We start from the raw sequence: 11,671 nt of genomic DNA on the forward strand, positions 1-11,671 counted from the left end.
ACCCGGAGCGGTTGTTCAGGCGCCTGCGGGCGCGGTGAGGACCGCGTCGAGCAGCCCCGGGTAGAGGCGGTCCAGCTCGTCGCGGCGCAGCCGGACGTACCGGCTGGTGCCGGCGACCCGGGTGCGGGTCAGGCCGGCCTCGCGCAGCACCTTGAGGTGGTGGCTGCGGGTCGCCTTGGAGACCCCGAACTCGAAGGTGCCACAGGCGTACTCGCCGCCCTCGGCGAGCGCCCGGACGATCTGCAGCCGGACGTCATCGGCCAGGGCCGCCAGCACGGTCGTGACCGGTACGTCCCGCAGCTCGGGCTCGTGCAGCTCCATGTGACCAGGGTAACCCATGTTCGACATCCGTCGAACAACCTCCTATGGTCGGTGTCGTTGGTTCGACGACACTCGAACATTGGAGCTGTGATGCGTCCTCGTCACGCCGCCTTCCCGCTCTTCGCCGTGTTGAGCTGGGGCGTCATGTTCCCCGTCCTGGCCAGCGCGCTCGCCCGGGTGGACGCGCTCAACCTGACCACCGCCCGGTACGTGCTCGCCACCGCGGTGCTGCTCGCCCTGCTGCTGGCCCGGGAGGGGCTGGCCGCCCTCCGCGCCCTCGGGCGCGGGGTCGAGGTGGTGCTGCTCGGGGTGATCGGGTTCGCCGGTTTCAACGTGCTGACCAACCTCGCCCTCGGCCACGCCGCGCCGCAGCAGATCGCCCTCTTCGCCGCCACCACCCCGCTGGCCACCCAGCTCGTCCGCTGGGCGCGCGACGGCGTCCGCCCCCGGCCGGTGCTGCTCGGCCTGTCGCTGGCCGCCCTGGTCGGGGTCGGCCTGGTGATCACCCGCGGCCGGCTCGACGGGCTGGGCCAGTTCGGCGTCGGCGGGCTGCTCATGATCGGCGCGGTGCTCGGCTGGGCTATCTACACCCACGGCGCGAGCCGCTTCCCCGAGTACTCCCCGCTGCGCTACACCACGCTGACCGCCATCGCCGGCACGCTCGCCATGGTCGCCGCCAGCGCCGTCGCCGACCTCACCGGGCTCCAGCACGCGCCGGCCGCCGCCGACCTCGTCGCGATCGCCCCGCAGCTGGCGTACGCGGTGGTCGTCGCCGCGGTGCTCGCGGTCCTGGCCTGGAACACCGGGGTACGCCGGCTCGGCGCGGCCGACGCCGCGCTGTTCATGAACCTGGTCCCGGTGACCACGTTCCTGGTGCAGATCCTGCGCGGCTACCGGCCCGGCGCGGTGGAGTTGATCGGCGCGGCGCTGACCATCGCCGCCCTGGTCGCCGCCAACCTCGCCACCCGTACCCGCAAGGCCCCCGCCACCCCCGCCCCGGCCGCGGTGGTCGACCGCCCGGCGGTCGTCGATCCCGTCGCCGCCATCGCCCGCTGAGCCAGGCGGGCGGGTGGGCTCGCCGGCTCACACCGTGGGAACCCCGGGTGGCGGGCGCGGTGACTGGGCATAGACTCGGCGGCACAACTGCATACCTCATCCAGAGGGGCTGAGGGATACGGCCCGACGACGCCCCGGCAACCACCCGCGCGCTCGACGACGAGCGACGCCGGGCAGGTGCCAATTCCGTCCCCGCCGCACGAGGCGATGCGGGGAAAGATGAGAGGAACTCCTCGACATGACGTCGATCCTTCCCGCCCCGTCCGGCATCGACACCACCCTCAGCCCGGCCCGCGCCCTGGTCTGTCGCGCCTGTTCCGCGCGCTACCCGCTCGCCGCGCAGCACGCCTGCTACGAGTGCTTCGGCCCGCTGGAGGTCGACTACGACGCCGCGGCCCTGGCCGCCGTCACCCGGGAACAGATCGAGGCCGGCCCGAAGAACCTCTGGCGGTACGCCGCCCTGCTCCCCGCCGGCCAGGACCCGGCCACCCGGGTGGCCCTCGACCCGGGGCTGACCCCGCTGGTCGCGGCCCCGCACCTCGGCGCCGAGCTGGGCTTCACCGCGCCGCTCTGGGTCAAGGACGACAGCGGCAACCCGACCCACTCGTTCAAGGACCGGGTGGTGTCGGTGGCGCTGACCGCCGCCCGCGCGCTCGGCTTCACCCGGTACGCCTGCGCCTCCACCGGCAACCTGGCCAACTCGGTGGCCGCCCACGCGGCCCGGGCCGGGGTGCCGTCGGTGGTCTTCATCCCCAGCGACCTGGAGCAGGGCAAGGTGGTGACCACCGCCGTCTACGGCGGCGACCTGGTCGCCATCGACGGCTCGTACGACGACGTGAACCGGCTCTGCGGCGAGCTGGTGGAGACCGACGAGTTCGAGGACACCGCCTTCGTCAACGTCAACGTCCGGCCCTACTACGCCGAGGGCTCCAAGACCCTCGGGTACGAGGTGGCCGAGCAGCTCGGCTGGCGGATCCCGGCTCAGGTGGTCATCCCGATGGCCAGCGGCGAGCTGCTCACGAAGATCGACAAGGCGTTCTCCGAGCTGGTCGAGATCGGCCTGGTCGAGGCGCCGGCCGGCGGCTGGAAAGTGTTCGGCGCCCAGTCCGCCGGCTGCAACCCGATCGCCACCGCGCTGCACGCGGACAGCGACACCATCACCCCGGTCAAGCCGACCGGCATCGCCAAGTCGCTGAACATCGGCGACCCGGCCGCCGGCCTCTACGCCCTTGAGGCGGTACGCCGCACCGGTGGCTGGATGGAGTACGCCGACGACGACGAGATCCGGGCCGGCATCCGGCTGCTGGCCCGGACCACCGGCGTCTTCGCCGAGACCGCCGGCGGGGTCACCGTGGCCGTGCTCCGCAAGCTGGTGGCGTCCGGAAAGCTCGACCCGGCCGCGGAGACCGTCGTCTTCAACACCGGTGAGGGCCTGAAGACCCTCGACGCGGTGGCCGCCCAGGTCGGCCCCACCCACCGCATCAAGCCGTCGCTGCGCGCCGCCCGCGACGCCGGCCTCCTCGGCTGAGCTCCTGGTCAACTCATCCGCGCGGGGGAGGCGCGGATCGCCCGGGCGGGGGATCGGGGAGATCCGGTGGGTAACTGGCGATTTGCTGTGAGTGTGGAAAACCCGCCGACAAGGACTTGACGGCAGGAACCGGACGGCGCAAGATGCTCGGTGCGGGAGGGCATCCGCCGAAGACTTTTTAAGTTCTTGCGACCCAACGCCGGAGGCGTTGTGCGGACGTCCCTCCCGACCAACGTCCGAAGGGGCCGGCGGAAAACCGCTGGCCCCTTCGCCGTGCGTGCCGCAGGCTCACCCGTATGGCCATCTCCGTCACGCCGCTCGACCCGAACGATCAGCCGACTCTCGACGCGGTGTACCGGATCGCGGTGGCGGCCCAGAGCGCGGACGAACCCGACCTTCCTCCGCCGTGCCGGCGCCGCTTCGAGGCGCCGCTGTGGCACCCGATGCCCGGCATCGACACCCGCTGGTCGGTGGCCCGCCTCGACGGGGTGCCCGTCGGCTGGCTCCGGCTGTACCTGCACACCCTCGACAACACCGAGAACGCCAGCGTCGAGCTGGTGGTGGACCCGGCGTACCGGCGGCGCGGGGTGGGGCGCGCGCTGCACGAGCACGGCCGGACGGTGCTGCGGGAGCACGGCGGCAAGCGAATGGTCGGCTCGACCGTCACCCCGCTGCCCGGTGCGGAGAACCGGGAGTTGCCCGGTGCGGCCTTCGCCGCCGCCGTCGGCGCGCGGCCGGCACTCGCCGACGTCCGCCGCCGGCTCGACGTCACCACGCTCGACCGGCCCCGGCTGGCGTCCCTGCTGGCGGATGCCCGCGCGGCCGCGGCCGGCTACCGCACGGTCCGCTGGGGCGATCATGTCCCCGAGGAGCACGTCGCCGACGTCGCCCACCTGGAGGGCCGGCTGCTGCTCGACGCCCCGCTCGGGGAGTTGGCGTGGGAGCAGGAGAAGATGGACGCGGAGCGCATCCGGGGCGTGGAGCGGGCGCTGGACGCCCGGGGCGTCCGCCGGTACAACGCCGGCGCGGTGCACGAGGCGTCCGGCCGGCTGGTCGCCTGGAGCCAGCTCAGCCTCGAGGCGAGCAGCGTCCAGCACGCCTGGCAGCAGATCACCATCGTCGACCCGGCGCATCGCGGCCACCGGCTCGGCCTGCTCTGCAAGGCCGAGAACCTGGAGCACACGCTGTCCCACGAGCCGGGGCTGCGCGTGATCGACACCTACAACGCGGCGGAGAACACGCACATGATCGCGATCAACGAGCAACTCGGCTTCCGGCCGGCGGCCGGCTCGACGGACTGGCAGTTGACGATCTGAGTTTGTGACAGGCCCCTACTGATCTGGTGGCTTCCTGTTGCATGATGGCGGGCATGACGGAGACCCCGCACCCCCTGTACGACAGGCACGCCGACACCCTCAACCGGGCGCTGACCGCGATCACGGAGCGCGGGTACTGGTCCGCCTATCCCGAGTCGCCGAGCCCCCGGGTCTACGGCGAGACCGCCGCCGCCGACGGCAAGGCCGCCTTCGAGGCGTACCTGAACGCCGACTTCCCGCTCGACCAGACGGGTGACGGCGGGACCGTCGCCACCGAGGTCAGCCCGTTCGGCGTGGACCTGAACGCGCGCTACCCGCACGCCGGCGCCGACCAGTTGGTGGGCGCCGCCACCGCCGCCCTGCCCGGCTGGCGCGACGCCGGTCCGCAGGCCCGGGTGGGCGTCTGCCTGGAGATCCTCGACCGGCTGCACAAGAACGTGTTCGAGCTGGCCAACGCGGTGCAGTTCACCAGCGGCCAGGCGTTCGTGATGGCCTTCCAGGCCGGCGGCGCGCACGCGCTGGACCGGGCGCTGGAGGCGATCGCCTACGCGTACGCCGAGATGACCCGCCACCCGGGGACGGCCGGCTGGGAGAAGGCCGCCGGCAAGGGCGACCCGCTGCGGATGAGCAAGACGTTCCACGTGGTGCCGCGCGGCGTGGCGCTGGTGATCGGCTGCAACACCTTCCCGACCTGGAACTCGTACCCGGGGCTCTTCGCCTCGCTGGTCACCGGCAACCCGGTGGTCGTCAAGCCGCACCCGCGCGCCGTGCTGCCCCTGGCCATCACCGTGAAGTACGCCCGCCAGGTGCTCGCCGAGGCCGGCTTCGACCCGAACCTGGTGCAGCTCGCGCCCGAGGCGGCGGACGAGAAGCTCGCCTCCTCCCTGGCCCTGCACCCGGCCGTGAAGATCGTCGACTTCACCGGCTCCACCGAGTACGGCGACTGGCTGGAGGCCAACGCCCGGCAGGCCGCCGTCTACACCGAGAAGGCCGGCCTGAACACGGTGGTGATCGACTCCACCGACGACTTCGTCGGCCTCTGCCGCAACCTGGGCTTCACGCTCACCCTGTACAGCGGGCAGATGTGCACCACCTCGCAGAACCTGCTCATCCCCCGGGGCGGCATCGAGACCGACCAGGGGCACAAGAGCTTCGACGAGGTGGCCGCCGGCATCGCGGCGGCGGTCGGCAAGCTCACCGCCGACCCGGCCCGAGGCGTCGAGCTGACCGGCGCGATCGTCAACGACGGCGTGCTGGAGCGGCTGGAGGAGGTGACCAAGGTCGGCGAACCGGTGCTGGAGTCGCGGACCGTGGAGCACCCGTCCTTCCCGGGCGCGGTGGTGCGTACCCCGACCATCGTGAAGCTGGACGCGGCGGACACCGCGACCTACTCGCGGGAGTGGTTCGGGCCGATCTCGTTCGCCATCGCCACCGACTCCACGGCGCACAGCCTGGACATCCTGCGCTCGACGGTGGGGGAGAAGGGTGCGCTCACCGCAGGTGTCTACTCCACGGACGAGGCGGTGCTCGACGCGGCCGAGGCGGCGGCGATCGACGCCGGGGTGCACCTGTCCTGCAACCTGACCGGCGGGGTGTTCGTGAACCAGTCGGCGGCATTCTCGGACTTCCATGGTTCGGGGGCGAACCCGGCGGCGAATTCGGCGTTGACCGATGGGGCTTACGTGGCCAATCGTTTCCGGATCGTGCAGTCGCGGCGGCACGTCTGAGGTTGCTGTTGGGGTTTCCGGGGGGAGCCCACCCGCTCCAGGCGGTCAGGCTTGATCCTTCCGCGGGCGGGCTCCCCCCGGAAACCTTCCCGTGTCGCTCTGGTCGGGTGGCTTCGGCCGGCGGTCGGGGGTGGGTGATCTCAGGGGTGACCGCCCTGGGAAGGGTCCACGTTCAGCGGGGTGGGGTTTTACGCGGGGCGGCGCATCTGGAGTTCTCTGAGGGTGGGGATCTTGGGGTGGGGGACGCGGTTGCCGGTGTCCTCGAAGCCGAGCCTCTGGTAGGCCCGGTAGGCGCGCTCGTTGCCGACCACCACCTCCATCATCAGCTCCGGCCGGCCGCAGGCCCGGGACCAGGCCGCCACCTCGTCGACGAGCGCGTCGAGCAGCCCGTTGCCCCGCCAGGCCGGGTTGAGGTAGACGGCGTAGACGATGGTCAGCCCCGGTTCGTCCGGGGCGGCGATGCCGCCGGCGTGCCCGACGAAGCGGCCGCCCGGATCGGCGACGAACTGGGCGGAGGCGCCGCCCTGGGAGACCGCGGCGATCCGGGCCGCGTACTCGGCGTGCGGGCGGGCGGCCGCCTCCGCCACGGTCTCCAGGAACGCCAGCGGCGAGTCGGCGAGCATCTCCAGCCGCAGCGCCCGCATCCGGGCAGCGTCCTGCGGGCGGACCCGGCGAACGGCCGCGGTACCCGCCGCGGTCATGGTGGGCGCGCTGGTCATGCCGCAATGCATACCTGAGGGCCGCCGGGGGGCGCCCACCCGGGGCGGATGCCGGCCGGAATATGCCCGATTTGTGGTCGTGCGCCGTCGTCACGCCTCGTGTAGCGTGCGATTTCGGTCACCGATTCAGCGGCCATCGCCGATCGCCGAACCGGTGGTCCACCGGTGCCGGTCTGCCGGCCTCCGGATTGTGGAACGCCGCGCAGAGTGAGGAAGTGCACCGTGGCACAGGGCACCGTCAAGTGGTTCAACGCCGAAAAGGGCTACGGCTTCATCGCCGTCGACGGCGGGCAGGACGTCTTCGTCCACTTCTCCGCGATCGAGATGGACGGCTACAAGGCGCTGGACGACGGCCAGCGGGTCGAGTTCGAGATCGCCCAGGGCCAGAAGGGCCCGCAGGCAGAGCGGGTCCGCGTCATCGCCTGACCGGTCCGCCGCCCTCCGGCGGATTTTCACCCCGATCAGGGGGCTGCGGTGCGGGCGCGCACCAGGGAAGATCGTGAGCCGTTCCAGCCATCGTCGCTGAGGAGGGTTCATGTCCGACCAGCCCTCGTCGGGCTCCACCGAGCCGGTGCTCCCGGCGTCGTCCGGTACGCCGGCCGACCCGAGCCCGTCGACACCGCCGGTCTCCGGGCCGGTGTCGACGCCGGGGCGCACGGACCACCCCGCCACGTCCGGACAACCCACCCCGACGGATCCGACGTTGCCAGGTCAGCCCGCGCCGGGGTTCACCGCGCCCGGCCAGCCGGGGTATCCGGCCGCGCCGGACGAGCAGCCCTGGGGAGCGTACCCGGGCGGTCCGCTGAGCCAGCCACCTGGCTGGGCCTGGCCGACGGCGGCCGGCCCGGTGCCGGGCGGGGCCTACCCCGATCCGGCGAACCAGCCGCACAACTGGGGCTGGCCGGCTCCCGTGCCGGGCGGCGTGTACCCCGGCCAGCCCTACGGCTGGTACCCGGGGGTCGACCCGGAAGACCCGCTGGTCCCGCCCCCGTACGCGGGGTTCGGCGGCTGGTTCGCCCGGTGCACCGGCGCGCTGCGCCGGGGCTGGCGACAGTTGCTGCCGATCATGCTGCTCACCCAGGCGGTGCCGGCGGCGGTGATCGGGATCCTCTCCATCGGCGCCGCCCCGTCCGCGGAGGTCACGTCCGGGCCGGACAGCGCCCCGGTGCTGCCCGATCTCGGGAGCGTGTTCGCCTTCTACGGCCTGGTGCTGCTCGCCGCCCTGCTCTTCGGCCCGCTCCAGGCGGCGGGCTGGGCCGCCGGCACCTGGCTGGTCACCCGGCAGGCGGCCGGCGAGCGGGTCACCGTCGGGTCCGCCTTCCGGTACGGCTGGCGCCGGGCGATCGGGCTGTGGGGCTGGACGGTCCTCGCCTCGCTGCTGATCATGGTGGGCGTCTGCGCCTGTCTTCTCCCGGGGATCTACGTGATCTTCGCGATCGCCCTGTTCGGTCCGGTCTACCTCTTCGAGCGGCAGGACCCGATCGGCCGCTCGTTCGGGATGCTGCACCGGCGGCTCGGCATGGTGCTGGGCCGGGTCGCCCTGGTCGTGGCCGTGCTCATCGTCGCGGCCCTGGTCAACGGCGTGCTGGAGGCGGTCAGCCAGCTGGCTTTCGGGGTGGACCCGATGGACGCTCCGGGCACCGCGGTGGGCGCCGTCCTGGTGGCCGTGCTGAGCGCCGTGGTGGTCACCCCGGCCTATCTGGCCCAGCTCGTCGGGCTGGTCGTCACGTACGCCGAGCAGCGGGCCCAGGAAGGACCGGTGAACGTCGCCCGACTCGCCGCGGAACTCGGCTGAGCGGGGCCATCGTGCTTGCACTCGGCTAGGGAGAGTGCTAAACAGGTCATTGGCACTCGCGTATGGTGAGTGCCAATGGTCGGGGCGGTAGGGCCACGGCCGCGCCGGCGTCTCGATGGCGTCGGAGCGGCACGAGGCCGGTCGTCGCGGGCTGTCCGGCCCGACCGAGGAGACGTCGTCGTCGCCAGGTGGCGACGTCCCCAAGGTGCGTACACCAGGCGGCCCATCCGGGGATCTCCGGGTGGCCCGTGAGTGTCCAGGAGGACAACGCCGTATGGCCAAGATGATCGCGTTCGACGAAGAGGCGCGCCGCGGCCTCGAGCGGGGCATGAACCAGCTCGCTGACGCCGTCAAGGTGACCCTCGGCCCCAAGGGCCGCAACGTCGTGCTCGAGAAGAAGTGGGGTGCCCCCACCATCACCAACGATGGTGTGAGCATCGCCAAGGAGATCGAGCTCGAGGACCCGTACGAGAAGATCGGCGCCGAGCTGGTCAAGGAGGTCGCCAAGAAGACCGACGACGTGGCCGGTGACGGCACGACGACGGCGACCGTCCTGGCCCAGGCCCTGGTTCGCGAGGGCCTGCGCAACGTCGCCGCCGGCGCCAACCCGATGGCCCTGAAGCGGGGCATCGAGGCCGCCGTGGCCAGCGTCTCGGAGGAGCTGCTCAAGCTCGCCAAGGACGTGGAGACCAAGGAGCAGATCGCCTCCACCGCGTCCATCTCCGCCGGTGACAACACCGTCGGTGAGATCATCGCCGAGGCGATGGACAAGGTCGGCAAGGAAGGCGTCATCACCGTCGAGGAGAGCAACACCTTCGGCCTGGAGCTCGAGCTCACCGAGGGTATGCGCTTCGACAAGGGCTACATCTCCGCCTACTTCATGACCGACCCGGAGCGTATGGAGGCCGTCTTCGACGACCCGTACCTCCTGATCGTCAACAGCAAGATCTCCTCGGTGAAGGACCTGCTCCCGATCCTGGAGAAGGTCATGCAGTCGGGCAAGCCGCTGCTGATCATCGCCGAGGACATCGAGGGCGAGGCCCTGGCGACCCTGGTGGTCAACAAGGTCCGCGGCACCTTCAAGTCGGTCGCCGTCAAGGCGCCGGGCTTCGGTGACCGCCGCAAGGCCATGCTGGCCGACATCGCCATCCTCACCGGTGGCCAGGTCATCAGCGAGGAGGTCGGCCTCAAGCTGGACGCCGTCGGCCTCGACATGCTGGGCCGCGCCCGCAAGGTCGTGGTGACCAAGGACGAGACCACCATCGTCGACGGTGCCGGCGACGCCGAGCAGATCCAGGGCCGGGTCAACCAGATCCGGGCCGAGATCGAGAAGAGCGACTCCGACTACGACCGCGAGAAGCTGCAGGAGCGCCTGGCCAAGCTGGCCGGCGGTGTTGCGGTGATCAAGGTCGGCGCGGCCACCGAGGTCGAGCTCAAGGAGCGCAAGCACCGCATCGAGGACGCCGTCCGCAACGCGAAGGCCGCCGTCGAGGAGGGCATCGTCCCGGGTGGTGGCGTCGCGCTGGTGCAGGCCGGCAAGACCGCCTTCGACAAGCTGGACCTGACCGGCGACGAGGCGACCGGCGCCCAGATCGTCAAGATCGCGCTGGACGCCCCGCTGCGGCAGATCGCCGTCAACGCCGGCCTCGAGGGTGGCGTCGTCGTCGAGCACGTCCGCAACATCGAGCCGGGTCACGGCCTCAACGCCGCGACCGGCGAGTACGTCGACCTGCTCGCGTCGGGCATCATCGACCCGGCCAAGGTGACCCGTTCCGCGCTGCAGAACGCGTCGTCGATCGCCGCGCTGTTCCTCACCACCGAGGCCGTCGTGGCGGACAAGCCGGAGAAGACCCCGGCCGCCCCGGCTGGCCCGGGTGGCGGGGACATGGACTTCTGAGTCCAGCTTCACCAGCACGCCGAAAGGGGGGCGGGCCGCGTCAGCGGTCCGCCCCCCTTCCGTCGTGCTCAGGTCGGCAGCCGCCGCTGGTTGCGGCGCTTGTGCCCCCGGTCGTACGGTGGCGCGATGCGGATCGGCTCGTCCACCGGTTGCCGCGCTTCCTCGGGGTACGGCTCCCCGCCACCGGTCATCTCCGCGAGCTGTTCGGCGTCCCCGTAGTCGAGCCGGTCGAACGGCAGTTGCCCGGGGAGTTCGTCGACCGGACGCCAGCTCACCGGCTGGTCGTCGGTGCGTTCGTCTTCCGTGGTCATGGCTGCCTCCTCTACGCCCGACGGTAGGCGGCGGTCGATGACCTATGCGGCAGAATTGCGTTACGTTACTTATGTCCGTTAAGTGCCTTGCGGTACAGGAAGAACACCCGCTCGATCCGGGCGCCCGCCGCGCCCGAGTAGAACGGCACCGGGCCCACCCAGCCGATCTGCGCCGCACCGATCCCGGCCGCCGCCTGATCGCGCAGGCAGCGGCGCAGCAGCACGCCGCCGATGCCCGAGCCCTCGGCCGCCGGGGCCGTCCCCATCGGACCGAACCAACTGGGCCGCGACGAGCCGTACGCGGCGAAGCCGAGGATCGCACCGTCCCGTTCGGCCAGATGCGCGCCCGCGTCCGGCCGGCCCAGCGATCCGGCCAGTTCGCCGTCCCACGCCCCGCCGAAGGTGTCCCGGGCGAACGCGGCCAGCGCCGGCAGGTCCGCCGGCTCGGCCCGGCGTACCGTGACGCCGCCCTCGGCCAGCCGGCGCTCGGCGGCCTCCGTCGAGCGCAGCGCCGGGGACCCCGCCGCCAGGTCGGCGGTCATGTTCCAGGCGGTACGGTCCTGCCGATAGCCGAGGCGCAGCGCGGCGCAGACCGCCGGGGTGTACCGCACGTCGATGCCCGGCCAGGCGTAGTACGGCGGGTTCCCGGCCAGCAGCAACTCCTCCGCGCCGAGGCCGGCGAGCCGCCGTTCCGCCTCGGTCAGCAGCGCCCGCCCGACGCCGCGCCGCCGCTCCGCCGGGGCCACCGCCAGCAGGTCGACGTGCCCGAGCCGGGGATCGCGCGCCGACACCGAGCCGACCAGCACCCCGATCAGCTCCCCGGCGCGTACCGCACCGAGCCGCAGCACCGGCCGGTCGGCGGCCGCGCGGGCGGCCAGGGTGTCCACCACGGCCGGTGCCTCGGCGGCGTCCTCCGGCAGGTCGAGGGCCCGCCGGCAGAGGTCGACGACCGCGGGCAGGCGGTCGAGGTCCAGCTCGATGATCTCCGCGTCCATGGTCGC

General features: G+C 72.3%; 11 protein-coding genes and 1 riboswitch. Of the genes, 7 read left to right on the forward strand and 4 right to left on the reverse strand.

What is annotated here, in order from left to right:
• Positions 1–15 precede the first annotated feature (15 nt).
• Positions 16–321, reverse strand: a complete 306-nt coding sequence (locus tag ONA70_RS03890) for an ArsR/SmtB family transcription factor (RefSeq protein ID WP_265004933.1) — start codon at positions 319–321, stop codon at positions 16–18.
• Positions 322–411: 90 nt separating this feature from the next.
• Between ONA70_RS03890 and ONA70_RS03895 the strand changes: the two genes are divergently transcribed.
• From ONA70_RS03895 to paaN, 4 genes are all read left to right on the forward strand, one after another.
• Positions 412–1,377: a DMT family transporter gene (locus ONA70_RS03895; RefSeq protein WP_265004934.1), complete on the forward strand. Its 966-nt coding sequence runs from the start codon at positions 412–414 to the stop codon at positions 1,375–1,377.
• A 93-nt stretch (positions 1,378–1,470) separates the two neighbouring features.
• A riboswitch (SAM riboswitch) is annotated at positions 1,471–1,603 on the forward strand.
• A 12-nt stretch (positions 1,604–1,615) separates the two neighbouring features.
• The gene (thrC, locus tag ONA70_RS03900) at positions 1,616–2,905 is read left to right on the forward strand and encodes a threonine synthase (RefSeq protein WP_265004935.1); all 1,290 of its coding nucleotides are present in this window, start codon (positions 1,616–1,618) and stop codon (positions 2,903–2,905) included.
• 296 nt (positions 2,906–3,201) lie between these two features.
• Positions 3,202–4,221, forward strand: coding sequence for a GNAT family N-acetyltransferase (locus ONA70_RS03905; protein ID WP_406601139.1), 1,020 nt, complete (start codon positions 3,202–3,204; stop codon positions 4,219–4,221).
• Between the two features lie 53 nt (positions 4,222–4,274).
• On the forward strand, positions 4,275–5,948 hold the full coding sequence (gene paaN, locus ONA70_RS03910; RefSeq protein ID WP_265004936.1) for a phenylacetic acid degradation protein PaaN: 1,674 nt from the start codon (positions 4,275–4,277) through the stop codon (positions 5,946–5,948).
• Between the two features lie 188 nt (positions 5,949–6,136).
• Here paaN and ONA70_RS03915 read toward each other — a convergent pair whose 3' ends face one another.
• Positions 6,137–6,667, reverse strand: a complete 531-nt coding sequence (locus ONA70_RS03915) for a GNAT family N-acetyltransferase (protein ID WP_265004937.1) — start codon at positions 6,665–6,667, stop codon at positions 6,137–6,139.
• 222 nt (positions 6,668–6,889) lie between these two features.
• On the opposite strand from ONA70_RS03915, the gene ONA70_RS03920 reads away from it, so the two are divergent.
• The 3 genes from ONA70_RS03920 to groL all read left to right on the forward strand — a co-directional run bounded on the left by ONA70_RS03920 (position 6,890) and on the right by groL (position 10,359).
• Entirely contained in the window at positions 6,890–7,093 is a 204-nt protein-coding gene (locus ONA70_RS03920) for a cold-shock protein (RefSeq protein ID WP_013288855.1), read from the forward strand.
• 109 nt (positions 7,094–7,202) lie between these two features.
• A complete protein-coding gene (locus ONA70_RS03925; RefSeq protein ID WP_265004938.1) occupies positions 7,203–8,462 on the forward strand; it encodes a hypothetical protein in 1,260 nt (419 codons plus the stop codon).
• Between the two features lie 274 nt (positions 8,463–8,736).
• Positions 8,737–10,359 (forward strand): chaperonin GroEL, encoded by a 1,623-nt coding sequence (gene groL, locus ONA70_RS03930; protein ID WP_265004939.1) that lies wholly within the window; start codon positions 8,737–8,739, stop codon positions 10,357–10,359.
• Positions 10,360–10,427: 68 nt separating this feature from the next.
• On the opposite strand, the gene ONA70_RS03935 is transcribed toward groL, so the two are convergent.
• Positions 10,428–10,670 (reverse strand): hypothetical protein, encoded by a 243-nt coding sequence (locus ONA70_RS03935; protein WP_265004940.1) that lies wholly within the window; start codon positions 10,668–10,670, stop codon positions 10,428–10,430.
• 65 nt (positions 10,671–10,735) lie between these two features.
• Positions 10,736–11,665 carry a GNAT family N-acetyltransferase gene (locus tag ONA70_RS03940; RefSeq protein WP_265004941.1) on the reverse strand — a complete coding sequence of 310 codons (930 nt, stop codon included), beginning with the start codon at positions 11,663–11,665 and terminating at the stop codon, positions 10,736–10,738.
• Positions 11,666–11,671 lie beyond the last annotated feature (6 nt).

Origin of the sequence: Micromonospora yasonensis, assembly GCF_026013475.1 — a bacterium.
GTDB lineage: Bacteria > Actinomycetota > Actinomycetes > Mycobacteriales > Micromonosporaceae > Micromonospora > Micromonospora yasonensis.